A 24189-nucleotide genomic window follows, 5' to 3' on the forward strand; every position below is an offset into this window, starting at 1 on the left:
ACCGGCCGCCTTCCGCCCTGCCCCGGCCTTTCAGCCAAACCGGCGCAGAAAACGTGCGAGCGCCTTCGCCTTGTTCGGGATCGGGGCATAGAAGCTCGTCGCCGCGCGCTTTCCCACCTCCGAAACGGTCGGATAAGGCAGGATCATACCCATCATATCGCGCACATTGAGGCGTTTCGAGAGCGCCAGCGCATAAGGGGCAATCATCTCGCCCGCATTGCGGGCAACGATGTCGACACCAAGAAGACGACCTCGACGCGTCGTGACGAGGCGGATCAGCCCCTCCGTTTGCCGTTCCGCCCTGGCGCGATCGTTTTCCGCAACGGGCCAGCGCAAGACCCGCACATGGCGATGGCGCCGCTCCGCCTCCTGAAGCGTCAAGCCGACATGGGCGAGTTCCGGATCCGTGTAGGTGACCCAGGGCAGAAGGTCGGGCTTCGGCCGCGCGCCGATACGAAACAGCAGCGGGCGCAGCACGAGCCCCGCCTCATAGCCCGCCCAATGGGTGAAATTGGGTCCGCCCGTCACGTCGCCGACGGCATAGACGCGACGATTGCGGGTGCGCAGGTCGGCGCCCACCTTGATGCCCGTCTCGTCGAAATCGACCCCGGCCTTGTCGAGATCGAGCCGTCCGACATTCGGCCTCCGACCCGTCGCGATCAGGATCTGCGTCCCGTCGACGGCCTCTTCGCTGCCGTCAGCCTTTCTAATATGCACGCGCACACCGTATCGGCCGCGTCGGGCCACGCGCGAAATCTCCGTCTCTTCATGGATGGTGACGCCTTCGGCGACGAGGCGGCGGCGAACGTGATCGGAAAGCTCCGGATCGTCATGAGAAAGGACGTGGCCCCTCTCCAGGACGCTCACCTCCGAGCCCAGACGACGAAACGCCTGCGCCATTTCCATACCGACGGGCCCGCCACCGATGACGATGAGATGGGTCGGCAGTTTCGTCAGATCGAAGAGGCTTTCATTGGTCAGGTAATCGAGACCATCGAGCCCTTCGATGTCGGGCACCTGCGGCGACGAACCCGTGGCGATAACGAAACGGCGCGCGCTGATGCGTGTCTCGCCGGCAATCACGGCGCGCCGGTCCAGGAACGACGCCCTTTCGCGAATGACACGCACGCCGAGGCCGGTGAAACGCTCCTGCGAATCATTGGGCGCGATCGCTGCAATGACGGAGCGAATATGGGCGTGAACGGCCGCAAAATCGACGTCGGCGGACCCCGCTTTGATGCCGAAAGCCGGCGCCTCGCGCAAATGCGCCACGTGGCGCGCCGCCGCAATCAGCGCCTTCGAAGGAACGCAGCCATAGTTCAGACAATCGCCGCCCATCCTGCCGGTTTCGATCAGAACCGTCGGAACGTCGAAAGCGGATGCGGCCGCCGCGAGCGTCAGGCCGGCGGAGCCTGCGCCGATCACGCAAATGTCGGTCTTGATCTCTTCTGTCACGTCAAACGGTCACGTCTTTTCACCGACATTTCGGGCTCTCCAGCGCTTCAACATGATGGGAAGAAGCGCGGCAAGGGCAAGGACGGCGAAGCCGAGAAGAAGCTGCGTCGAAAAGACCGGCCCCTCTTCGTCGAGAGCCGTGCCCACGCCCTCGCCGAAATAGGAATATGCGAAGGTGCCCGGAAGAATGCCGAGGAAGGTCGCAAGCGCATAGGGCCCGAGACGCATGGCGAACAGCGCCGGGGCGAGATTGATCACCCAGAACGGAAAGATCGGCGCGAGGCGCAAAAACAGAAGATAATGAAAGGCGTCTTCCTGGAAGCCCGACTGCAGCCGCTTCAGGCGCGGGCCGGCACGGCGTGCGAGGACCGTGCCGAACGACGTGCGGGCGATGAGAAAGATAATGCAAGCGCCGATCGTGGCGCCCACGGCCGACAATGCTCCGCCCAGGATCCAGCCAAAGAGCAGCCCGCCCGCAATCGTGACGATGCTCGCCCCCGGAAAGGAGACGGCGACGAGGGTTATATAGACAATGACATAGAGGAGACCGGCAAGCGCGAGCCGGTCGTCAACAAAGCCCTTGAGGGCCTCGCTTTCTTCTTGAAGCGCACCCAGGGAGAGAAACTCCTGAAAGCCCCCCGCATAGAACAGGAGGAGCAGGAGCACGACAATCCCGACCGGCAGGAAACGCAGCCAAAGCGCGCGCGGCACTTCACTGGGGGTCGGGTCCTCTATGTTCTCCCCCACCCAGCCTTCGGTTTCGTCTCCAGCATCCGCGCTTTGTTCCCTGACTTCCGTCCCGGCATTATTCTCGGCCATTCGCCTGCGATCCTTCGGCGCTGCCTTGTGCGTGCTCCTCGCCCGCTCGACACCATATTTGATCTCGCGCGCGAAGGAGCCCTCTCCCAGACCCCAGGTAAGCATTCAAGCCGGGAGAAGGTGAGCTTCACTCGGAATTGAACATCACGCGATCGTTCTCTCATACCAACATGACCTTTGGAACGCGCGTTGACTTCGGCCAGGCATTGCCACTATATCGCGCACGCGAAAAGCACCGTGCCGCAATGGCGCACGGTCCGAATTCCGAACATCGAAGCAGCATTTCGGTCAAAGGTGCCGGCTGACTTCCGTTCACCAGCTTGAGGGCTGCCGCAGCCGGCAGAACGATTATGAAACGGACTTTTCAACCGAGCCGCCTCGTGCGCAAGCGTCGCCATGGCTTCCGTGCTCGCATGGCCACCAAGAACGGCCGCAAGGTTCTCGCCCGCAGACGTGCGAAGGGACGCAAGCGCCTGTCTGCGTAAGCTTCGGCGCCATGCAGCGCCTCAAAAAACGAAGGGACTTCCTGGCAGCTCGCAAGGGCTTTCGCCGGGCGGGTCCCTATTTCGTTCTGGAAAGCCGTGATCGCGGCGATTCAGATGAGGGGCGCATTGGCTTTACGGTGTCCAAACGCGTGGCCCGCCAGGCGGTGGTGCGTAACCGTATCCGCAGGCGCCTGAAAGAGGCCGCACGGGAGGCTGTCAGCGATCGACAGCAGACCGGGCGCGACCTCGTCGTTATCACACGTTTGCCGGCACTTCGAGCCGATTTCGCCGATTTGGTCGGCGCATTCTCCACGGCGCTCACAGCCTCGAGCGAGACGGCTCACCACGACCATTCGAGCCGTTCGCGCAGAAAGCGCCGCGGCCCCCATAAAATTCCGCCCGAGCGCGGAGGACGGGACGCTGATGGACAACAACCGTAACGTCATTATCGCCATCGCACTGTCGCTGGCGATCCTGCTCGGCTGGCAGTACTTCGTCGCCGGACCGCGCATCGAAGCGCAGCGCCAGCAACAGCAGGCAGAGGTGCAGCAGGCGACGGACCAGGACACGTCGGTTGCCGGCACGCCAGGTGCGACCGCGCCCGGAGGTGCCGATGCCCCAGCTGGCGCGGCCCCGCAAATTCCGCCGTCCGCGAGCGAGACGGCGCCTGCGACGGGCGGCACGGCCGAGCCTGCCGCCGACACGCCCCGGCTTGCCGTCGACACACCGGCACTTCAAGGCTCCATCAGCCTCGTCGGCGGACGCATCGACGAACTCGACCTGAAGCGCTACCACGCGACGCCCCATCCGAAGAGCCCGATGATCGAGCTCTTCTCGCCGATCGGCAGCGCCGACCCTTATTATGCCGATTTTGGGTGGGTGGCCTCTGCGGGTGGGCCGGCCGTTCCGGACGCCAATACGGTTTGGCAGACCGACGCGGAGACGCTGACGCCGGATAAGCCGGTCACCCTCACCTGGGACAACGGCCAGGGTCTCGTCTTCAAGCGCCAGATCGCGGTCGACGACAATTACATGTTCACGGTGTCGCAAAGCGTGGAGAACTCCTCCGGCGCGCCCGTGACGCTTTATCCTTATGGCCTGATCAGCCGGCACGGCACGCCGGGCGGGCGCAGCTTCTATATTCTTCATGAAGGCCCGATCGGCGTCTTCGGCGACGAGGGCCTCAAGGAAGTCAAATATAGCGATCTCGAAGACGAATCCGTCACGCCAGCAAAGACGAATGACGGCTGGCTCGGCATCACCGACAAATACTGGGCGTCCGCCCTCATCCCACGGGGCGAGTCGCCGTTCCAGGGCCGCTTCCTCAGAACCGAGGACGGAACTGTTCCGACCTATCAGGCGGATTTTCTGGGTGATGCCGTCACCGTCCAGCCCGGCGCTTCGGCCAATCACGAGACGCTGCTTTTTGCCGGCGCCAAGGTCGTCACGCTCCTGAAGCAGTACGAGCAGAGCTTCGATATCGACCGCCTCGACCTCCTGATCGACTGGGGCTGGTTCTATTTCCTGACGAAGCCGATGTTCTTCGTCATCGACTTCCTGTTCCACTTCCTCGGCAATTTCGGCCTCGCCATCCTGGCTGTCACGGTCATCGTCAAAGCCATCTTCTTCCCGCTGGCGAACAAGTCCTACGCCTCGATGTCGAAGATGAAGAAAATGCAGCCGCAGATCAAAAAGCTGCAGGAGCGCTACAAAGACGACAAGCCGGCGATGCAGAAGGAGATGATGGAGCTCTACAGGCGGGAGAAGATCAATCCGCTTGCCGGCTGCTGGCCGGTGCTCATTCAGATCCCGGTGTTCTTCTCGCTGTATAAGGTGCTCTTCGTCACCATCGAGATGCGGCACGCGCCGTTCTTCGGCTGGATTCACGACCTGTCGGCGCCGGATCCCACGAACATCTTCAACCTGTTCGGGCTCCTGCCTTTCGAAGCGAGCTTCCTGCATCTTGGCGTGTGGCCGCTCATCATGGGTCTGACGATGTTCGTGCAGATGCGCATGAACCCGCAGCCACCCGACAAGACCCAGGCGATGATCTTCAACTGGATGCCCTTGATCTTCATGTTCATGCTGGCATCGTTCCCTGCCGGTCTCGTCATCTATTGGGCTTGGAACAACTTCCTCTCGGTCCTCCAGCAGGGCATCATCATGCGGCGCAACGGCGTGAAGATCGAGCTGTGGGACAATGTGAAGGGTCTGTTCGGCCGCAAGTCCGACACGCCCGCCGAATAGTCAAAAGCGGCCGGCAGGGTGCCGGCCGCCCCCGAACAGGTGAGATCAAGCAATGCCGCATGAGCCGCCTGAGGGCCAAAGTGACAGCCAGCGGGACAGCCGCCAGGGCAATCCCTGGGGCTCTCCCTGGCGTTATGTCGCCTCCGCGCCCAACCTCGCGGCGCTTCCTCCGGAAGGCCCCGTGGAGATCGCCTTCGCCGGCCGCTCGAATGTCGGCAAATCGAGCCTGATCAACGCGCTCACGCGGCAGAAAGATCTCGCCCGCACCTCCAAGACGCCGGGGCGTACCCAAGCGCTCAATTTCTTCGTCCCGGACAAACCCGGCGACAGCGGCGAAGAACCTCTCATCGCCCTCGTCGACATGCCGGGCTACGGCTTCGCCAAGGCGCCGAAGGACAAGGTGGAGGACTGGACGAAGCTCATCCACGACTACCTCAAGGGCCGGGCGACGCTTCGGCGCGTCTTCCTTCTCATCGACGCCCGCCATGGGCTGAAAGCGGCGGATCTCACCGTGATGAAGGAACTCGATACGGCGGCCGTCACCTACCAGATCGTGCTGACGAAGGCCGACAAGCCGAAGCCCGGAGAGCTTGCCCGACTGATCGAGGCGACCGCCGAAGCAATCCGCAAACGCCCAGCCGCCTTTCCGGAAATTCTCGCCACATCGAGCTTCAAAGATAGCGGCCTCGACGCCGTGCGCACGACTGCCGCCGCGCTCATTGATTGGCAAGGCGGGCGAGACTTGCTAGACACCGCGCCCTGAAGCGCCGGTTGCCGACGCCCTCCAGATCCTCTCCCTCGGCCGCGCGTCAAAGACGCCTTCCGGCCCTTGATCTTCGGAGCACTCGATGAGCGAAGCCAGCAAGAGCGAAGCGTACGACCAGGCGAGACTTCTGTCTGAGGCCCTGCCCTATATGCAGCGCTACGAGGGGCGAACGGTGGTCGTCAAATATGGTGGCCATGCCATGGGCGATCAGCATCTCGCCACGGCCTTCGCCCGCGATATCGCTCTCTTGAAGCAATCCGGGGTCAACCCCATCGTCGTCCATGGCGGCGGCCCGCAAATCGGCGGCATGCTGGAAAAGATGGGCATCGTCTCGGAATTCAAGGGCGGCCTGCGCGTGACCGATCGCAAGACCGTCGAAGTGGTCGAGATGGTGCTGGCGGGCTCCATCAACAAAGAGATCGTCGCGCTCATCAACGCGCAGGGCGAATGGGCCATCGGGCTTTGCGGCAAGGACGGCAATATGGTCTTCGCCGAAAAGCTGAAGCGCACCGTCGTCGACCCCGATTCCAATATCGAGAAGGTTGTCGATCTCGGCTTCGTCGGCGAGCCGGTGGAAGTCGACCGGACGCTGCTCGACCTTCTGGCGCGCTCCGAGATGATCCCGGTGATCGCCCCGGTGGCACCCGGCCGCGACGGCGAGACCTACAACATCAACGCCGATACCTTTGCCGGCGCCATCGCCGGCGCGCTCGAGGCCAAGCGCCTCCTCTTCCTCACCGACGTCTCCGGCGTGCTCGACAAATCGGGAAAACTGATCGACGAGCTCACCGTCGCCGAAGCGCGCGCCCTCATCGCCGACGGCACCATCAGCGGCGGCATGATCCCGAAGGTGGAAACCTGCATCGAGGCGGTGGAGCGGGGCGTCGAAAGCGTCGTCATCGTCGACGGCAAGGCCCCCCATTCGGTGCTTCTGGAGCTCTTCACGGTGCACGGCGCCGGAACGCGCATCCGCCCCGACGGAGCCCCGGAACGCACGACCTAACCTTCGGCCCTGCACATTGCGCGAAAAGCCCTCCGACGGAGCGCGTCCGTCGGTTCCCCGGTGCGGCCACGGGAGCGTGATCGCGCGCATCGCAGACATGTCAGCCTCAACAAAGCAAGTCGTGCACATGTTTACGAAATCGCGTAAGCAGACGTCATGAACGCACTTGCAGCAGAAGACATTGCGCCCCACAGCCTTGAAGATCTCAGCGTCTTCGCGGCTGTCGAGGCATGGATCTTCGATCTCGACAACACGCTTTATCCGCGTGACTCGAACCTCTTCGTGCAGATCGACGAGCGCATCCGCCGCTATGTCGGTGATCTCTTGAATGTCGACGAGACTGAAGCCCACCGCATCCAGAAAGAATTCTACGAACGGCACGGCACATCGCTGCGCGGGCTGATGCTGGAGCACGATGTCGACGTCGACAGCTTCCTCGAGTTCGTGCACGACATCGACCGCTCCGCGCTCGCCCCGGCCCCCGAACTTGCGGCGGCGATCGCCCGTCTGCCCGGCCGCAAATTCATCTTCACCAACGGCTCGCGCGCGCATGCGGAGCAAACGGCGACGCAGCTCGGTCTCTCGGATCATTTCGAGGACATCTTCGACATCGTCGCCGCCGACCTTCTGCCGAAGCCGCGCGAGGAGACCTATCGGCGCTTCATCGAGCGTTACGATATCGCGCCTTCGAAGGCGGCCATGTTCGAAGATCTGTCGCGCAACCTCCTGGTTCCGAAAGACCTCGGCATGCGCACCGTTCTCGTCGTACCGTCGGGTACGCGCGAAGTCTTCCATGCCGAATGGGAGATGGAGGGTCATGACGGGGCGGAGCATGTCGATTTCGTCACCGACAACCTCGCCGCCTTCGTCTCGGAGATCGTCACAGCACGCGGCGCCTAGAGGCCGCGCCGCCCGTCTTCCGCCTCGGACAAAGCGCCCCATCGTGCAAGTCGTGCGCTCCCCTTGCGGGCGCGGCGCAAAATCGTCATATAGGCACCGGGAGGCTGGCGACGGGCGCGTCCTTCGCCAATCGGGTCAGGTCCGGAAGGAAGCAGCCCCAACGAATTCGGCGCGGGTCGTCGTCCAGTCTCCTTCTTCAATCAGGCCGCCATGCAAGGCGGCCTTTTCGTTGGCGCGGCATCAAAGGGAACATCGTTTGGATCGCTTATCGCGTCCGGCATTCAACCCAAGCCGATCATGCTCTAAAACAGCACAATGAGCGCTGCGCCCGGCTACCAGGTTCTCGCCCGCAAATACCGCCCCTCCGGCTTCGACGATCTGATCGGCCAGGAGGCGATGGTGCGCACCCTGAAGAACGCCTTCAGGGCCGGCCGCATTCCCCATGCCTGGATGCTGACCGGCGTCAGGGGCATCGGCAAAACCACGACGGCGCGCATTCTCGCCCGCGGCCTCAACTATCAGCCCAAAGAGGGCGAAGGCGCGCCGACGGTGGAGTTTTCCGAAGAGGGCGTGCATTGCCGCGCCATCATGGAAGGGCGCCATCCGGACGTCATGGAGATGGATGCCGCCTCCCATACCGGTATCGACGACATCCGCGACATCATCGATTCGGCCCGCTACGCGCCCACCTCGGCGCGCTACAAGGTCTACATCATCGACGAGGTGCACATGCTGTCGAAGGCGGCCTTCAACGGGCTGCTGAAGACGCTCGAAGAGCCGCCTCCGCATGTGAAGTTCATTTTTGCCACGACCGAGATCCGCAAGGTGCCGGTGACGGTGCTGTCGCGCTGCCAGCGTTTCGACCTGAAGCGCGTCGATGCCGCCGAACTCATCGCACATCTCAATTCCATCGCCGGCAAGGAAGGCTTCGAGGTCGAAGCCGAGGCGCTGCGGATGGTTGCCCGCGCCGCCGAAGGCTCGGTGCGCGATGCGCTTTCCATCCTCGATCAGGCGGTCGCCCATGGCGCCGGCCGGGTCGGCGCGGACACTGTGCATGACATGCTGGGTCTGGCGGACCGCGCCCGCATCGTCGACCTTTTCGAAGAGGTGATGAAGGGCGATACGGCCTCGGCACTCGCCGAATTGCGGCTGCAGCACGAGCGCGGCGCCGATCCCGTCACCGTCCTCACCGATCTTGCGGAATTCTGCCATTACGTGACCGTCTCCAAGCTCGCACCTGGGACCGCGCCTTCGAGCGCCATTTCGGAGACGGAGCGGGTACGCGGCGAAGCGCTTGCCGGCACGCTCGCCGTGTCCGTTCTCTCGCGGGCCTGGCAGATCCTCCTGAAAGGCATCCAGGAAGCGCAGCTTGCGGCCCATCCCGAACAGGCCGCCGACATGGTGATCGTGCGGCTCTGCCACGCGGCCAATCTGCCGACACCGGAAGAGGCGCTGAAGGCGCTCGCCGACGAGCAGGACAGGCCCGGCGGCGGAGCACGCCCGGCCGGCAGTGGCGGCAGTGGCGGCTCCGCCCCGCCGCCCCCGCCACAGGCGCGGCTCGTGCAGTCCGGCAATGGTGGGGCACGAACACGCCCGGAGCCCAGCCCCCAAACCGCCGCCGCGGCCCGAGCGGCAGAGGTCCAGGCCGGGCCGCGATTGCAAAGTTTCGCCGACATCGTTGCCGAAGGGCGCGCCCGGCGCGATATCCGCCTCGTCAACGCGCTCGAACGCTTCGTGCGGCCGGTCAAGGTCGAAGACGGGCGGGTGGAGATCGCCCTTGATGAGGGCGCGCTGGCGGATTTGCCGCAACGGCTTTCTGCGGCCCTGTCGCAATGGACCGGCCAGCGCTGGGTCGTGATCGTCAGTCAGGCAAGCGGCGCGCAAACGTTGCGCGAAGTGAAGCAGGCTGAAGATGCACGGCTGATGGCGGAGGCGGAAGCCGACCCCATCGTGCAGAAGGTTCTGGAACGGTTTCCGGGCGCAGAGATCGTCGCCGTACGCTCCCGCCCCGAAGACGACGACAATGACGACGAGGCGGGTGAGGCGCCCGACCCATCAAGAGAGGATGAATGACGCCATGCGCGATCTCATGGGTATGATGAAGCAAGCCAAAGAGCTTCAGGGAAAAATGCAGGAGCTGCAGGAGGAGGTGGCCGCGATGGAGGTCGCGGGCGCTTCCGGCGGTGGGCTCGTTTCCGTCGTGGTCGACGGCAAGGGTATGCTCAAATCGGTCAAGATCGACCCCTCGCTCATGAAAGAGGACGAGACGGAGATTTTGGAAGACCTCATCGTCGCGGCAGTCGCCGACGCACGCGGCAAGGCCGACCAGGTCACGCAGGAGAAAATGTCTGAGCTCACCTCCGGGCTGCCGCTGCCTCCGGGCATGAAGCTGCCGTTCTAGGTCGGGCTTCTCGAAGGATATCATGGCCGCTTCCACTGTCGGGCCCGAGATCGAGAAACTGATCCAGGCCCTCTCTCGCCTGCCGGGGCTCGGGCCGCGTTCGGCCCGACGTGCCGCGCTCGTGCTCATCAAGAAGAAAGAGACGCTGCTCGTGCCGCTCGCCAATGCGGCACGCGAAGCGGCGGAGGCGGCAAAGGTGTGCTCCGTTTGCGGCAATATCGACAGCCGCGACCCCTGCTCGGTGTGCGCCGATCCGGCGCGTGATCCCTCCACCATCGTGGTCGTCGAAGACGTCGGCGACCTCTGGGCGCTGGAACGCGCCGCCGCCACCAAGGCGCGCTATCACGTGCTCGGCGGCGTGCTCGCCCCGCTCGACGGGATCGGGCCGGACGATCTTGCCATCGACAGCCTTCTCGGCCGCGCGGCGGCGCCTGAGGTCACGGAGATCATCCTTGCCGTCAACGCCACGGTGGAGGGCCAGACGACGGCGCATTACCTCACCGACGAGCTCGCCTCGTGTCACGTCAAGGTCACGCGGCTCGCCCATGGCGTGCCCGTCGGCGGCGAGCTCGATTATCTCGACGACGGCACGCTCGCAGCCGCGATGCGGGCGAGAACGGCGTTTTAGCCCCCATTTCAGAAATCTCCTGCAGGAGCCACCATGACGCCTTCGTCCTCGCGCACGCGTATCGCGGTCCTTTTTGGAGGCCGTTCGGCCGAACACGATGTTTCAATCATGTCGGCGACCAACGTCATGCGGGCGCTCGACCCCGAGACTTACGATCTCGTGCCGATCTTCATCACGCGTGACGGACGCTGGATTGAAAGCCGTTTCGAAGCCAGTCGCCCGACGACGCCGGAGACAGGGACAGAGCTCGCCCTTCTGCCTGGCGGCAAAGGCCGCATGCTCGCACTGCCAGCCGAAGGACCGGCCGGAGAGATCGCTGCTATCGACATCCTCTTTCCCGTCCTGCACGGCCTCTTCGGTGAGGACGGCTCGGTTCAGGGTCTGGCGGAGGCGGCGGGCGTTGCCTTCGTCGGCTGCGGCATCCTTGGCTCGGCAACCGCGATCGACAAGGACATCGCCAAACGCCTCCTGACGGAAGCCGGTCTGCCGGTCGCGCGGGCGGTGACGATCGCAGCGGGAGAGGCCCCTTCCTTTGCCGACATCGAAGGCGCACTCGGCCTTCCCCTCTTCCTCAAGCCGGCACGGCAGGGCTCGTCGGTCGGGGTGAGCAAAGTGACGAGCGAAGCAGGCTTTGCCGCCGCCCTCGCGGAGGGCTTTCGGCACGATACCAGGCTTCTAGCCGAGGAATTCATCGCCGGCCGCGAGATCGAATGCGCCGTCCTTGAAGACCCGAAAGGCGAGCTTTTCGTCTCGCGTCCGGGCGAGATCGTGCCGGCGGAACGCCACGGCTTCTACAGCTACGACGCCAAATATATCGACGAGACCGGTGCCGCCTTGAAGGTCCCAGCCGACTTGCCGGCTCATCTCGAAGCCGAGATCCGCACCCTTGCCGCAAAGGCGTTCCGGGCGCTCGGCTGCGACGGCATGGCCCGCGTCGACTTCTTCGTCACGGGCGAAGGCCGCATCCTCGTCAACGAGCTCAACACCATCCCGGGCTTCACAGATATCAGCATGTACTCCAAGGCAATGGCGGCAAGCGGCGTCGGCTACGCCGAGGTCATCGACCGGCTCGTCCAACACGGGCTCGCACGCGCGGCGCGCTCGGCATGATGAGGTGACCTGTGAGATCTTCGGCAGAGCGTCCGCGACACGCGAAAGGATCGGCCTGGATGACCCCCAAAGTCAGGGCCTTCTGAGTCGCGGCTCGACCCGCCGCTCTTCAGGCGGCCACGCTGGACCGGCGACGTTCGTCCTTCGCGACTGAGATCAATGCGCATCTGAGGGATTGGGGGTCGCTCCGCGGGATGATCAGCAACGCCCGGTTGGCCAGGCTGATGATACGTGCTTCGACCGATGCGTCTGGATCCGAGAGCTTGTGGCAGCGGCGCAACCAACCCGCGACATCTCCCCAATCCCAAAGCGGGTTATCGCTCGAAACGCGGGCAAGCGGGGACGGGAAGGGAGGAAAGTTCCCGAGCCGCATGCCCTTGGCGTAATTGGAGATAGCGGCGCGCGTGAGGTTGGTTCGGCGGGCAATGTCGGAAGCGCTCACCAGCGGATCCGGCTCAATCCGCTCGATCCGAGCGCCGGCTGCCTCCGCGCTCTCGACCGCAGAGGCAAGGGCCTGGATGAAGTTCTTTTCCTCGCGTGCAAAGTCGAGAACGACGCGCCCTCTCGAAACGGAAATTGTCGCATCGTCGCAACCCGCGGCGAACAGCCCTTCCTCGAAATCATCGTCTTCGGGAGACAATCCCGATGCGATGAGCGTGAAGTGATGCTCAGCCATTGCGATTGGTCTCCTCGTCATCCCGTTCCGCCGCCTGGTGGGGACAACGCAGGACAGCGCGCCTGATCCCCTCGGCATGGTTGCGCGGATTTCTCGGGGTCGACCAAACCGACACGATGCATCCCTCTCGGCTGGCGAAGGCGCAGAACAACCGGCCCCAACAATGACCCTGTCGCTTCTCGACGCGCCAGCCGCGGACTTCAGCGAAGTGAACCGCAGCCTCGATCTCTCTGTTCGGATGGCGGGGCAGCTGGGTCACTCATTTCCTCAAAATGAGGCGCTCGTTGACATATGTCAACAGATGTAGCGCCCACGTCTTCGGATGGGAAAATGCACCCTGAGCGCCCAGCGCACAAACTCAGGGTTGTCACATCGGATCAACGACGGTTTTTCACGGCCTCTCGCCTCCCGCCGCGAGTTTTTCCTCTTCCGCCTCTTCGCCGAAGCCCAGCCCCTCGATCCGGGCACCGCGCTTTTGCAGCTTGTCGCTCGAAATCAGGATCTGCTCGATGTCGCGGCTCGTCTGACCGAAATGCGTAGCGAGTTTTCGGACACGCTCGTCGAGGCGCCCAAGATCCTCCATCAGCGACATCACCTCTTCCTGGATGACATGTGCCTGCTCGCGCAGCCGCGCATCACGCAGGACGGCCTGCATCACCTGGATCGACAGCATCAGGAGTGAGGGCGAGACGATGACGACGCGCGCCCGGTAGGCGCGCTGCACCACCTCTTCGAAGCGTTCGTGGATTTCGGCGAAGACCGTCTCCGAAGGCACGAACATGAAGGCCGTGTCCTGCGTCTCACCGGGGGTCAGATACCGCTCCTGAATGTCGCGGATATGCTTCAGGAGATCGGTGCGGAACTGCGCCTGCGCCGCCTTCCTGGTCTCCGCCGTCTCCGCGTCCTTGAGGGCGTTGTAACCTTCGAGCGGAAACTTGGCGTCGACGACGAGCGGTGGCACGCCGTTCGGCATGAAAATCAAGCAATCGGGCCGGGCGCCGGATTTCAGGGTCGCCTGGAAGCGGTAGGCGCCCTTCGGCAGACCGTCGGCGACGATCGCCTCCATGCGCGCCTGGCCGAAAGCGCCGCGCGTCTGCTTGTTGCCCAGGATGTTCGACAGGGTCGTCACCTGGCCGGCGAGCTCGGTGATGTTCTTCTGCGCACGGTCGAGCACGGCAAGCCGCTCGTGCAGCTGGCGCAGATTTTCGCCCGTATTCTGCGCCGCCTCACCGACGGAGCGGTTGAGACGGTGGCCGATCCCATCGAGACGCTCAGACAGATGTCGGTTGAGCTCCGATTGGCGGCTGCCGAAAATCTCCGCCATCGACTGCATGCGCCCTGACATTTCGGCCTGGGTCTTGAGAAGAGCCGAAAGCTCGCCACGCATTTCCGCCGCCTGTGCGCTCGCCTCAGCCGCGACCCGGCGGTTCTTCGCGCCGGCACGCAGAGTGATGATGAGCACGAAGAGAAGCACGAGCCCGCCGAAGCCGGCCGCCGAGAGCACAAGCGGGTCGGCGTTTGCAAGTCTGGCAAGCGAATCGGCAAAGACGGGCGACCATGAGTCCATTTCATGAACATAGCTGATTCGCCGCGCGCACTCGGCCGTCACTCGACATTGACCGCAGCCCCCGGAAACCCTAAGTCGCGAGGGCTATGGCCAAACTCGACATCGTCACCCTTCCCGACCCCGTCCTGCGCAAGCTCAGCGATCCCGTGGAGGGAATGAGCGAGCCGATCCAGAAGCTCCTCGACGACATGCTGGAGACGATGTACGAGGCGCCCGGCATCGGCCTTGCCGCCATCCAGGTCGGCGTGCCGAAGCGGATCATTACCATCGATGTCAGCCGCGAAGAGGATAAGCGGGAGCCGCTGTTTCTCGTCAATCCGCAGATCGTTTGGCGTTCCGACGATCCGAACGTGCACGAGGAAGGCTGTCTGTCGATCCCGGAGTATTTCGCCGATGTGGAACGCCCGGCACGGGTGAAGGTCACGTACCGCGACTATGACGGCAAGGAACAGGAGCTCGAGGCCGACGGTCTTCTCGCCACCTGCATCCAGCACGAGGTCGACCATTTGAACGGCGTCCTCTTTATCGATTATCTCTCCAAGCTGAAGCGCGACATGGTCATCCGCCGTTTCACCAAGGCGGCGCGCGAGAAAGAACGCAGCGCCAGTTCGGCCATGTAGCCGTCCCCGGAACGGGGCAAAGGACAGGCGATGACACTCAAAGTGATTTTCATGGGCACGCCGGATTTCGCCGTGCCAACTTTCCTCGAACTCGTCGGCCAGGGCCACGAGGTGGCGGCCGTCTATACGCAACCGCCGCGTCCGGCCGGCCGCGGGATGGCGGAACGCAAAAGCCCGATCCATCTCCACGCCGAACGTTTCGGCATTCCCGTGCGCACGCCCAAAAGCCTCAAGAATGAGGAGGCGCAGGCGGAATTCGCAGCGCTCGAGGCCGACGTCGCCGTCGTTGTCGCGTATGGGCTCATCCTGCCGAAGCCGGTCCTGGATGCGCCGAAAGACGGCTGCCTCAATCTCCACGGCTCGCTTCTGCCGCGCTGGCGCGGAGCGGCACCGATCCAGCGCGCCGTCATGGCGGGCGATCCGGAGACCGGCGTCATGGTCATGCGCATGGACGAAGGTCTCGACACAGGCCCGGTCTGCCTTGCCGAAAAGACGCCAATCGGCCCCGACGAGACGACCGGGCAGCTGCACGACCGGCTCGCGCGCCTCGGCGCCGATTTGATGGTGCGGGCGCTCGGCGCGTTGGAGCGCGGGGCGCTGACCGCCACGCCTCAGGCCGAAGAGGGCATTACCTACGCCTCCAAGATCGACAAGAGTGAAGCGAAGATCGACTGGTCGCATCCCGCTGGCGAGGTGCACAATCTCATCCGCGGGCTTTCGCCTTTCCCCGGCGCCTGGTTCGAGATCGAGGCGGGCGGCAAGCGCGAACGCGTGAAGGTGCTGCGCTCGGAAAAAGCCGAGGGCTCCGGCCAACCGGGCGAACTCCTCGACGGCATGACGATCGCCTGCGGCGAAGGTGCCGTTCGCCTCGTCGAGGTGCAGCGCGCCGGCAAGCAGGCGATGGATGCCAACGCGGCACTGCGCGGCCTGCCCGCCGATTTCCGCATTATCGTCGCGTAAATAGACCGCGCCTCGGCGCCTTTCGGCAGAGCCTCGTGATGCCCCGCTACCGCCTCCTGATCGAATATGACGGCGGCCCTTTCGTCGGCTGGCAACGGCAGACGACGGGTCCGTCCGTGCAGGCGGCGATCGAAGATGCGATTTTTGCCTTCACCGGCGAAGAGATCAGCATTCGCGGCGCCGGCCGCACCGACACCGGCGTCCATGCGCTCGGACAGGTGGCGCATTGCGATCTTCAGAAGGACTGGCGCGACGACACGGTGCGCGACGCCCTCAATGCCCATTTGAGGCCCGCGCCGGTTGCGATCCTCGCCGCAAGTCGAGTGGCCGCCGATTTCGATGCGCGGTTTTCGGCTGAGAAGCGACATTATCTCTACCGCATCGTCAACCGCCGCCCGCCGCTCGCCATCGAGCGCGGGCGCGCCTGGCAGGTGCCTGTTCAGCTCGATGCCGATGCCATGCACGAGGCCGCGCAGTGTCTCGTTGGAAATCACGATTTCACGACCTTCCGGGCGGCCGAATGCCAGGCGAAGAGCCCCGTGAAAACGCTCGACCGGATCAGCGTGCGGCGTGAGCTCGATATGGTCGTGGTCGAGACCTCCGCTCGCTCTTTCCTGCACAGTCAGGTGCGCTCGTTCGTCGGTACGCTGAAACTCGTCGGCGAGGGCAAGTGGCGTCCGCGCGATGTCGCGAATGCGCTTGCCGCATGCGACCGACGCCGCTGCGGGCCACTGGCACCGCCCGACGGGCTTTATCTGGCAAAAGTCGATTATCCGGACGGCATAGCCTGAAGCAGGACAAGGATGGAGGCGACGCGTGATTGATCTTCGCCAATTGCGCCAGTTCATCGCCGTTGCGGAGGAACTGCATTTCCATCGCGCGGCTGAACGGCTCAACATGTCCCAACCGCCCCTCACCGCGACCATTCGCAGGCTGGAGGACGAGATCGGCGCTCAACTGCTGGAGCGGGGCAATCGCGTCGTCCGCCTGACCCCCGCAGGCAGGGCGCTGCTCGAACATGCCCGGCTCACGCTGAGGCAGGCGGACCTTGCGATCACCGCAGCTCGCGATGCCGCGGCCGGACGTGTGGGTACGCTTCGCCTGACCTATGTCGGCAGCGCCATGTACGGACGGTTAGCTGAGACCGTGCGAACCTTCCGGCGCAGCTTCCCGCAGGTACAGATCGAGCTCAAAGAGGCCACCACCGCCGATCAGGTTACGGCCCTGCGCGAGGGAACGAGCGATCTCGCAATCCTCCTGCCGCCCTTGCCGGACGCGTCCGGGCTGCATCTGAGGGAGTTCGACGAAGACAGGCTCGCGATCGCCCTGCCGGCGGCGCATGCCTTGGCGAGAAAGGAGGGCCTTTCTTTGTCCGATCTGGCGGACGAGCCTTTTGTCCTATGGCCTGCAGCCGAAGGCCGCGGCTTCCACCATCAGGTCGTCGAGCTGTGCACATCCGCGGGGTTTGCGCCTCAGGTGGTACAAGAGGCCCACCAGATGCACGGCGTGCTTGCGCTCGTCGCGGTTGAGACGGGCGTCGCCGTCGTGCCGGCCAGCATGGTGGGCTTCCGCTCTGCGGAGATCGTCTACAAACCCCTCGATATTCCGGGTTCCCGCTTCACCCTCTGCCTGTGCCACGGCCCAGAACAGCTCAAGCCAACAGCCCAGAACTTCCTCGACGTTGCCTCACGATAGGCAGCAACTATCGTCACCGTTTCAATTCGATATTGGACGGATCGTGCGGCCGTTTCTAGCTTCCTCCTCGGTCAAACAAGGAGAAGACGATGATCCGTTTCGAAGGCCGCGTTGCACTCGTCACCGGAGCGGGCCGTGGCATCGGCTATGCCTATGCCGAGCTCCTGGCCCGGCGCGGTGCGCGCATCGTCGTCCATGATATCGGTGCAGACGAGTACGGCATGTCGCAAGACGCCTCTGTCGCCGAAGCGGCTGCAGAGCGCCTGCGCGTACAAGGCTTCAACGTCCGCGCCGCAGTTGGAGAGATCAATAGCCGCGCCGGCTGCCGCGCGTTGGTGGAAGACACCGTCGCAACCTTCGGGCGTCTCGATATCCTTATCCACAATGCCGGTTGGGTCGGCTACCAGAAGATCGAGGAGCTTACGCCGGGCTTCCTCGCCCGTATGACAGGGGTGGGCGTGGAGATGCCGCTGTGGCTGGCGCAGTCGGCCTGGCCAACCATGATAGCGCAGGGCTATGGCCGGATCCTTTTCACGACCTCGGATCGGGCACTCTATCCCGAATATGCGCAGCCTGGCCTCACCGCCTATGCTGCGGCCAAGATAGCGACGGTCGGCATCACGAATGTGCTTGCACATGAAGGCGCCCCGCACGGAATCCGCGTCAACGTCATCTCGCCGGTCGCCAAAACCCGAATGTGGGGCTTCAAGGGCGAGCCGGAGGAGCTGCGCCCCGATGCCGTCGCAGCTGGCGCGGTCTTCCTCGTATCGGAAGCTTGTGACGCGAGCGCCTGGGTGCTGCGCGCCAGCAATCGCCAGTTCCATGCGCTGAAGGCATACGAGGCGGCGGGCGTCGACTATCCCCGCAACCTTCGCGCCGTGACGGCCGACACGCCCGAAGCAGTCGCGGCCGCATGGGATCGCATCGCCATGGTCAGAGCGGATGCCAGAGCCTGATCCTCCTCTCGCGAGGCATCCACATTCTGAACAGGAAAGAAGAGACGAATCCCGGGCTGGGGCCTTCACCAAGGCGCCGGCTACATCACGCCGACGAAGATGCGGTCGAGGCTCACCTCGATCAAAATCCCGATCAAGAGCTGCAGCAGAACGACCGGCACCGCCATCATCACCGGCACGGCGAGCGCGGTGCGCACAACGAGATAGGAAAAGCGCAGAGCGACCACGAAGAGCGCCAGCAGCAGGAAGGAGAGGACCGGGAGCGGCACGAAGCCTGTCGCGTGGAGCGCGTGCGGCAGCGCGAACATGCCGGCGATCACCACCGCACTCCAATTGCGCGCCACGATGAACGGCACATAATGCGTGGAAACCCCGAGCGGACGGGCGACCAGCGCGAAGAAGATCGGAAAAGCGATCCAGTCGAGGGCCAGGCCGAACAGCCGCAAGGAGACGAAGCTGCCGGCCAGAACCGTCACAGCCTGATCGGTTGCCGTCAGAGCAATCCTCTCCGAGGAAATCGCAATGAGCGTGAACGGAATGATGAGGATGACCGCACCGAAGGAGCGCCAAAACCCCTCCAACGTCAGATCGAGTTCCTGCAGCCCTTCGGCCCGGCCGTTCATCACCTTCCACGCGCCGGTGACTTGTTGGATGCAGTAAGAGAAGATCATTTCGTGCGGGCGAAGATGCTGTCCAGGAAGGCTTCGTAGATGCGCGTCAGTTCCTCAAGATCGGCTGCCGGCACCCTCTCGTCGGTCTGATGCATGGTGGAGCCGACGAGGCCGAGCTCCACGACCGGGCAATGATCCTTGATGAAGCGCGCATCCGATGTCCCGCCGCCCGTCGACAGACGCGGGCGCGAGCCGACGATGGCGGAAACGGCACCGCTCAGGCTACCGATCAGCGCCTCGTCCCGGGCGAGAAAGGAATCGCTGGGCGGCTGCCCCTCTTCCAGGCTCCATTGGATCTCGCCTTTGGCCGCCTCGCTCAGCCGTCTTTCGACCTCGGCACGCAGGCTCGTCCGCGTCCAGCAATCGTTGAAGCGGCTGTTGAAGCGCGCGCGGGCTTCGCCCGGAATGACGTTCCAGGCGCTGTTGCCGGTCGCGACATCGACGACCTCGAGCGTCGAAGGCTCGAAATGGGCGCTGCCTTCATCGAGCGGCGTCGCCGTCAGGCCCTGGAGCAGCGTCATCAGGCGCATCACCGCATTCTCGGCGAGATGCGGATAGGCGGCGTGACCCTGCCGCCCATGGGCGACGATGGTTGCCGAATAGCTGCCGCGCCGGCCGATCTTGACCTGATCGCCGACCCAATCGGCAGATGTCGGCTCACCGACGAGCGCCCCGGAGAAATCGTGTCCTCGGGCTTTCGCCCAATCGAGAAGCTTGGCCGTGCCGTTGATGCCGGGGCCTTCTTCATCGCCTGTGATGAGGAAGGAAAAGCGGCCTGAGAAATCGCCGCGGCGCGCGCTGAAGCGCGAGAAGGCGGCGACCATCGCCGCGATCGCGCCCTTCATATCGACGGCGCCGCGCCCGTAAATGAGGTTCTCATCGATGGCACCGGAAAAGGGCGGATGCCGCCAGGCGGCTTCCTCTCCGGGTGGCACCACATCGACATGGCCGGCGAAGGTGAGATGGTAATCGCCTTCACCGATGACGGCGAAGAGGTTCTCCACGTCCGGTGTATCGACATCGGAGAAGACGGGCCGATCGACGGAAAAACCGAGCGGCTTCAGCGCAGCTTCGAGAACGTCGAGCGCCGGCGCCGCCTCGGGCGTCACCGAAGGCGCGCGAATGAGATCGCGGGCAAGCTGGACCGGGTCGACCGCACTCACGGGATGAGACGCGTTTCCGGGGGCGGACCCCAGCTGTTGACCTCCTGATCTCCCTCCAGGAGGCCAAGATCGATGATGGCCCAGATCGGTCCGATGACCGGGATCAGAATGATGAGCGACCACCAACCGGAGCGGCCGCGATCGTGAAAACGTTTTACGTGACAGGCGATGCCGGCCAGAAAGAGAAAGACGGAAATCAGAAAGGCGATCAGCCCGTCATTGCCGAAAAGCAGCGTCGCAATGAGAGAAATGATGAACAGGCCGATGACCCCGATCCACCAATCCTTGCGCGCGATGCGCCCTTCGAAACTCGTATAGAGATATTTCCAGTCCATTCTTGGCCTCCCTCACCTCGGCGGCAGGTTGGGCGCTTCGCCAAACCTGTTGCGTCCACCGGTGCCCCGCACGACGCCGAATGCAATGGTAGCGAAAATCGACAGAACGGGAACGAGTAGGATCGCCGCAAAGGCGCCCGTGGCGTTGAAATCGTGCAGCCGCTTCACGCCGATGGCGATGGAGCAGACCATTCCGACAATGAGAGCGAAGCTGGCGAGCGTCGGATTGTGGAAGGTGACATCGCCCGTCTGCGGGTGGACATCCGGCTGCAACAGGAAGGCCAGAACTGCCACCACGCCGAAATTGGCAAGCCAGTAGACTTCGCGGCCGATGCGGCCATCAAAGCGGAAAAAAAGCCAAAGCAGGCTGCGCGCCATCTTGCCTCCAAATGCTGGCGGGACGCGTCAGCTGCGCAAGAGCTCGTTGATCGAGGTCTTGGCGCGAGTGCGCTCGTCGACACGCTTGACGATGACGGCGCAATAAAGCTGCGGCCCCCAGTTTTCACCCGGCAGGTTCTTGCTGGGCATCGTGCCCGGCACGACCACAGAATATGGGGGCACTTCGCCGATAAACACCTCACCGGTGTTGCGATCGACGATTTTTGTCGACGCACCGAGATAGACACCCATCGACAAAACCGAGCCCTGGCGCACGATGACGCCTTCGGCGACTTCGGCACGCGCGCCGATGAAGCAATCATCCTCGATGACGACCGGTCCGGCCTGCAACGGCTCCAGCACACCGCCGATGCCTGCACCGCCCGAAAGATGCACGTTCTTGCCGATCTGCGCGCAGGAGCCGACGGTCGCCCAGGTGTCGATCATCGCCCCCTCGCCGACATGGGCGCCGAGATTGACGAAGGACGGCATCAAGACCGCGCCCGGCGCGATGAAGGCGGAGCGACGCACCACACAACTGGGCACGGCCCGAAAGCCAGCGCTCTCGAAATCCGCGGCGCCCCAGCCGGTGAACTTAGAAGGCACCTTGTCCCACCACACGGATCCGCCCGGCCCGCCCTCGATCACCGACATCGGCGTCAGGCGGAAAGAAAGCAGCACCGCCTTCTTCAGCCATTGATTGACGTGCCAGTTGCCATCAGGTCCCGGCGCGGCCACACGCTCCTCGCCGCTGTCGAGAAGGTCGAGCGCCGCATCGACGGCATCGCGCACGGGTCCTTGCGTCTCCGGGCTGAGCTCACTGCGCTTTTCGAAGGCCTCGTCGATGGTCGCCGCGAGTTCGGTGTGATCGGCCATTTTCTTTGTCTTCCCCTGCCGGTGAGTTGCTGCCGGTCTTGCCCATATCAATCCTGCGGTGGCGTAAGCCGGGGCGGGCGCCGCGTCAATTGCCACAGATCCTCCCTTCGCGCCGGCCCTGGCAGGTGTTAGAGCCTCACACAGGCTCTAGGTTCTAAGGTCATGTCCGGCTTTTCTCTCCATCACCGGCTCGCCGCCGATACGTTTCCGCTCGCCGAATTCCCTCTTTGCCATTTCCGGTTGATGAACGACGCCACCTATCCGTGGCTCATCCTGGTGCCGACGCGGCCGGATCTTGCCGACATCATCGATCTCGACGCCGCGCAGCAGAACGTTCTGATCAGTGAGATCGACGCGGCAGCGCGGTCGCTCCGGCAGGTGACCGGCTGCGACAAGCTCAATATCGCCACTCTCGGCAACGAGGTGCGCCAGCTTCACATCCACGTCATCGCCCGCTTCGTCGGCGACCCGGCCTGGCCGAAGCCCGTCTGGGGCGCCGTTCCTGCAACGCCTTATGCGATCGAGGCGAAAGACGAGCTCATCCGCCGCCTGCAAGACGCTTTCGCGGCCGCTTCGGCCTGAGATCGTCATGTCCTCAAACTTCTTCGACCGCCCTTTTCGCGAGGCAAGCGCCGCAAACGGTTTTGCCGGCAACATCGTCGACCGCCAGAGCGAGCATCGTGCCGAAGATGCGGTCGAGGCGGCGCTCCGTGCGCCGGACGCGCAGATTTACCTCTTTTGCGACGACCGCGCACTTGTGGCCGTTGGCGCAACTCCCCGAGCCGGGCTTTCACTGAAGGATGCCGAGGCGCTCGGCCTTGAGCGGCCAAGCCTCGTTCTTCTTGGTTTTGCCGGCCGTTCGCCCCGTCTCGCCGGGCTGGCACCTGCGCGTGAGGAATGGCCGGAGCCGCTGCGGGCGATCGATCTGCGCTCGCTCGCCGTCCAGGGGCTTCTGTCGGCGGAAGATCTCGGTGCGCTCGCGCAGGCGCGGTCACTGCTTGCCTGGCATCAAAACCATCGCTTCTGCGCCAGATGCGGGAGCGAGACGGAAATGCGGGCAGGCGGCGTGAAGCGACACTGTCCATCCTGTGAGAGGGAGCATTTTCCGCGCACCGATCCCGTCGTCATCATGCTCGTCATCGACCCGGCACAGGGCAACGAGGCTTGCCTTCTCGGCCGGCAGCATCGCTTTCAGCCCGGCATGTATTCCGCGCTTGCGGGATTTCTGGAACCCGGGGAGACGATCGAAGCGGCGGTTCGCCGGGAAATCGCCGAGGAGGCGGGGATCCGGACGGGGCGTGTGCGCTACCATTCCAGCCAGCCCTGGCCTTTCGTCTCCTCGCTGATGATCGGGTGCCATGCGGAGGCCGCGTCCAACGACATCACCCGCGACGAGAGCGAGCTTGAGGATTGCCGCTGGTTCGCCCGCGACGAGGTGCGCCGCATGCTGGCCGGCACGCATCCGGACGGTTTGACGGCACCGCCCGAAATGGCGATCGCGCACCGCCTCATTGCTGATTGGGCTGATTGGGCGGAGGCGAAGTAAAGAGCGCCGAGCGCCCTCGCCTTCCCTCCTCCCGGTCGCCTTAAGCCCCGCGCGAAGGCCGGAGCGCGCGGTTGGCTTCCGGCTCGGCCTGATGGGCACGAAACGGATCTGCCGGATAGACGCCGACCACCCGGAACTCGGCGGAGAAGAATTGCAGCTCTTCGAGAGCGAGCGCCACCATCGGATCGTCCGGATGGCCTTCGACATCGGCATAGAACTGCGTGGCGAAGAAGGTGCCGCCGAGCTGATAGCTCTCCAGCTTCGTCATGTTCACGCCGTTGGTCGCAAAGCCGCCCAGCGCCTTGTAGAGCGCGGCCGGAACGTTGCGGACTCGGAAAATGAAGGTGGTGACGGCCGGCCCCGCCTCGATCACCGGCTGCTGCGGCTCGCGCGACAGGATGATGAAGCGTGTGGTGTTGTGCGCCTCGTCCTCGATATCCTCGGCCAGAATGTCGAGGCCGTAGACTTCGGCCGCAAGCCGTGTCGCGATCGCCGCGCGGCTCTTGTCACCGAGGTCCGCCACCTGATGGGCTGAGCCCGCGGTGTCGGCGGCCACTTCCGCCTTCAGCCCATTGGCGCGCAGGAATTTGCGGCACTGGCCGAGCGCCATGACATGACTTTGCACCGTCTTCACGTCCTCAAGACGCGTCCCCTTGAGGCCGAGAAGCTGGTGGCGGATCGGCAGGAAATATTCGCCGATGATGGAGAGCGTCGAGGACGGCAGAAGATGATGAATGTCGGCGACGCGGCCAGCGACGGAATTCTCGATCGGGATCATGCCGAGATCGGCTTCCCCCGTCTCGATCGCCTGAAAGCAATCCTCAAACGTTGCGAGCGGCACCGCTTCGGCCGCCGGAAACACGTCCTGGCAGGCAATGTGGGAGTTGGCGCCGGGCTCTCCCTGAAAGACGACCCGTCTCGCCTCGGCCATG

Annotated in this window: 27 protein-coding genes and 1 other RNA gene; 18 read left to right on the top strand and 10 right to left on the bottom strand. The window is 64.1% G+C overall.

Annotated elements, in window-relative coordinates; all coding sequences use genetic code 11:
• Positions 1–30 precede the first annotated feature (30 nt).
• Together BLP76_RS08140 and BLP76_RS08145 are read right to left on the bottom strand one after the other, a co-directional pair.
• On the bottom strand, positions 31–1455 hold the full coding sequence (locus tag BLP76_RS08140) for a dihydrolipoyl dehydrogenase family protein (RefSeq protein WP_092811496.1): 1425 nt from the start codon (positions 1453–1455) through the stop codon (positions 31–33).
• 9 nt (positions 1456–1464) lie between these two features.
• The gene (locus BLP76_RS08145; protein WP_244514511.1) at positions 1465–2274 is read right to left on the bottom strand and encodes a TVP38/TMEM64 family protein; all 810 of its coding nucleotides are present in this window, start codon (positions 2272–2274) and stop codon (positions 1465–1467) included.
• 350 nt (positions 2275–2624) lie between these two features.
• On the opposite strand from BLP76_RS08145, the gene rpmH reads away from it, so the two are divergent.
• From rpmH to BLP76_RS08200, 11 genes are all read left to right on the top strand, one after another.
• On the top strand, positions 2625–2759 hold the full coding sequence (gene rpmH, locus BLP76_RS08150) for a 50S ribosomal protein L34 (protein WP_092811498.1): 135 nt from the start codon (positions 2625–2627) through the stop codon (positions 2757–2759).
• 11 nt (positions 2760–2770) lie between these two features.
• Positions 2771–3199 (top strand): ribonuclease P protein component, encoded by a 429-nt coding sequence (rnpA, locus tag BLP76_RS08155; protein WP_092811500.1) that lies wholly within the window; start codon positions 2771–2773, stop codon positions 3197–3199.
• Positions 3183–5006 (top strand): membrane protein insertase YidC, encoded by a 1824-nt coding sequence (yidC, locus tag BLP76_RS08160; protein WP_092811502.1) that lies wholly within the window; start codon positions 3183–3185, stop codon positions 5004–5006. The genes rnpA and yidC overlap by 17 nt, the downstream gene beginning before the upstream one ends.
• 52 nt (positions 5007–5058) lie before the next feature.
• Positions 5059–5769, top strand: coding sequence for a ribosome biogenesis GTP-binding protein YihA/YsxC (gene yihA, locus BLP76_RS08165; protein ID WP_092811504.1), 711 nt, complete (start codon positions 5059–5061; stop codon positions 5767–5769).
• An 85-nt stretch (positions 5770–5854) separates the two neighbouring features.
• Positions 5855–6775, top strand: coding sequence for an acetylglutamate kinase (argB, locus tag BLP76_RS08170; protein ID WP_092811506.1), 921 nt, complete (start codon positions 5855–5857; stop codon positions 6773–6775).
• A 156-nt stretch (positions 6776–6931) separates the two neighbouring features.
• Complete coding sequence (locus BLP76_RS08175) at positions 6932–7675, top strand: pyrimidine 5'-nucleotidase (protein ID WP_092811508.1); 744 nt, start codon at positions 6932–6934, stop codon at positions 7673–7675.
• Positions 7676–7774: 99 nt separating this feature from the next.
• Positions 7775–7870: signal recognition particle sRNA small type (gene ffs, locus BLP76_RS08180), an RNA gene on the top strand.
• 120 nt (positions 7871–7990) lie between these two features.
• On the top strand, positions 7991–9748 hold the full coding sequence (locus BLP76_RS08185) for a DNA polymerase III subunit gamma/tau (RefSeq protein WP_092811510.1): 1758 nt from the start codon (positions 7991–7993) through the stop codon (positions 9746–9748).
• Between the two features lie 4 nt (positions 9749–9752).
• Positions 9753–10076, top strand: coding sequence for a YbaB/EbfC family nucleoid-associated protein (locus tag BLP76_RS08190; protein WP_092812061.1), 324 nt, complete (start codon positions 9753–9755; stop codon positions 10074–10076).
• 22 nt (positions 10077–10098) lie between these two features.
• Positions 10099–10704, top strand: coding sequence for a recombination mediator RecR (gene recR, locus BLP76_RS08195; protein WP_092811512.1), 606 nt, complete (start codon positions 10099–10101; stop codon positions 10702–10704).
• 33 nt (positions 10705–10737) lie between these two features.
• Positions 10738–11814: a D-alanine--D-alanine ligase family protein gene (locus tag BLP76_RS08200; RefSeq protein ID WP_092811514.1), complete on the top strand. Its 1077-nt coding sequence runs from the start codon at positions 10738–10740 to the stop codon at positions 11812–11814.
• A 109-nt stretch (positions 11815–11923) separates the two neighbouring features.
• Here the strand turns inward: BLP76_RS08200 and BLP76_RS08205 are convergent, their stop codons facing one another.
• Both BLP76_RS08205 and BLP76_RS08215 read right to left on the bottom strand, forming a co-directional pair.
• Positions 11924–12490, bottom strand: a complete 567-nt coding sequence (locus BLP76_RS08205; protein ID WP_174549443.1) for a hypothetical protein — start codon at positions 12488–12490, stop codon at positions 11924–11926.
• A gap of 391 nt (positions 12491–12881) precedes the next feature.
• Positions 12882–14057, bottom strand: coding sequence for a DNA recombination protein RmuC (locus BLP76_RS08215; RefSeq protein WP_092811518.1), 1176 nt, complete (start codon positions 14055–14057; stop codon positions 12882–12884).
• 86 nt (positions 14058–14143) lie between these two features.
• On the opposite strand from BLP76_RS08215, the gene def reads away from it, so the two are divergent.
• The 5 genes from def (at position 14144) to BLP76_RS08240 (ending at position 18288) form a co-directional block, all read left to right on the top strand.
• Positions 14144–14677 (top strand): peptide deformylase, encoded by a 534-nt coding sequence (gene def, locus BLP76_RS08220; RefSeq protein WP_092811520.1) that lies wholly within the window; start codon positions 14144–14146, stop codon positions 14675–14677.
• Positions 14678–14707: 30 nt separating this feature from the next.
• Positions 14708–15637, top strand: a complete 930-nt coding sequence (gene fmt, locus BLP76_RS08225) for a methionyl-tRNA formyltransferase (protein ID WP_092811522.1) — start codon at positions 14708–14710, stop codon at positions 15635–15637.
• 38 nt (positions 15638–15675) lie between these two features.
• Positions 15676–16428, top strand: a complete 753-nt coding sequence (gene truA / locus BLP76_RS08230) for a tRNA pseudouridine(38-40) synthase TruA (protein WP_092811524.1) — start codon at positions 15676–15678, stop codon at positions 16426–16428.
• Positions 16429–16453: 25 nt separating this feature from the next.
• Positions 16454–17332 carry a LysR family transcriptional regulator gene (locus tag BLP76_RS08235; RefSeq protein WP_092811526.1) on the top strand — a complete coding sequence of 293 codons (879 nt, stop codon included), beginning with the start codon at positions 16454–16456 and terminating at the stop codon, positions 17330–17332.
• Positions 17333–17421: 89 nt separating this feature from the next.
• Complete coding sequence (locus BLP76_RS08240; RefSeq protein ID WP_092811529.1) at positions 17422–18288, top strand: SDR family NAD(P)-dependent oxidoreductase; 867 nt, start codon at positions 17422–17424, stop codon at positions 18286–18288.
• A gap of 80 nt (positions 18289–18368) precedes the next feature.
• Here BLP76_RS08240 and BLP76_RS08245 read toward each other — a convergent pair whose 3' ends face one another.
• Genes BLP76_RS08245 through dapD form a run of 5 tightly spaced genes read right to left on the bottom strand, consistent with a single transcriptional unit; the run spans position 18369 to position 21711 of the window.
• Entirely contained in the window at positions 18369–18911 is a 543-nt protein-coding gene (locus BLP76_RS08245; RefSeq protein ID WP_139163725.1) for a hypothetical protein, read from the bottom strand.
• A 44-nt stretch (positions 18912–18955) separates the two neighbouring features.
• Positions 18956–20122: a succinyl-diaminopimelate desuccinylase gene (dapE, locus tag BLP76_RS08250; RefSeq protein ID WP_092811533.1), complete on the bottom strand. Its 1167-nt coding sequence runs from the start codon at positions 20120–20122 to the stop codon at positions 18956–18958.
• The gene (locus tag BLP76_RS08255) at positions 20119–20457 is read right to left on the bottom strand and encodes a DUF805 domain-containing protein (protein WP_092811535.1); all 339 of its coding nucleotides are present in this window, start codon (positions 20455–20457) and stop codon (positions 20119–20121) included. The genes dapE and BLP76_RS08255 overlap by 4 nt, the downstream gene beginning before the upstream one ends.
• 12 nt (positions 20458–20469) lie before the next feature.
• Positions 20470–20835 carry a DUF805 domain-containing protein gene (locus BLP76_RS08260; RefSeq protein WP_092811537.1) on the bottom strand — a complete coding sequence of 122 codons (366 nt, stop codon included), beginning with the start codon at positions 20833–20835 and terminating at the stop codon, positions 20470–20472.
• A 27-nt stretch (positions 20836–20862) separates the two neighbouring features.
• Positions 20863–21711: a 2,3,4,5-tetrahydropyridine-2,6-dicarboxylate N-succinyltransferase gene (gene dapD / locus BLP76_RS08265; protein WP_092811539.1), complete on the bottom strand. Its 849-nt coding sequence runs from the start codon at positions 21709–21711 to the stop codon at positions 20863–20865.
• Between the two features lie 162 nt (positions 21712–21873).
• Between dapD and BLP76_RS08270 the strand changes: the two genes are divergently transcribed.
• Together BLP76_RS08270 and nudC are read left to right on the top strand one after the other, a co-directional pair.
• On the top strand, positions 21874–22293 hold the full coding sequence (locus BLP76_RS08270; protein ID WP_092811541.1) for an HIT domain-containing protein: 420 nt from the start codon (positions 21874–21876) through the stop codon (positions 22291–22293).
• A gap of 7 nt (positions 22294–22300) precedes the next feature.
• Positions 22301–23257, top strand: a complete 957-nt coding sequence (gene nudC, locus BLP76_RS08275; protein ID WP_092811543.1) for an NAD(+) diphosphatase — start codon at positions 22301–22303, stop codon at positions 23255–23257.
• A gap of 40 nt (positions 23258–23297) precedes the next feature.
• Here the strand turns inward: nudC and BLP76_RS08280 are convergent, their stop codons facing one another.
• Complete coding sequence (locus tag BLP76_RS08280) at positions 23298–24188, bottom strand: prephenate dehydratase (RefSeq protein WP_092812063.1); 891 nt, start codon at positions 24186–24188, stop codon at positions 23298–23300.
• Position 24189: the final 1 nt, after the last annotated feature.

It is taken from the genome of Afifella marina DSM 2698 (assembly GCF_900102695.1).
Lineage (GTDB): Bacteria > Pseudomonadota > Alphaproteobacteria > Rhizobiales > Afifellaceae > Afifella > Afifella marina.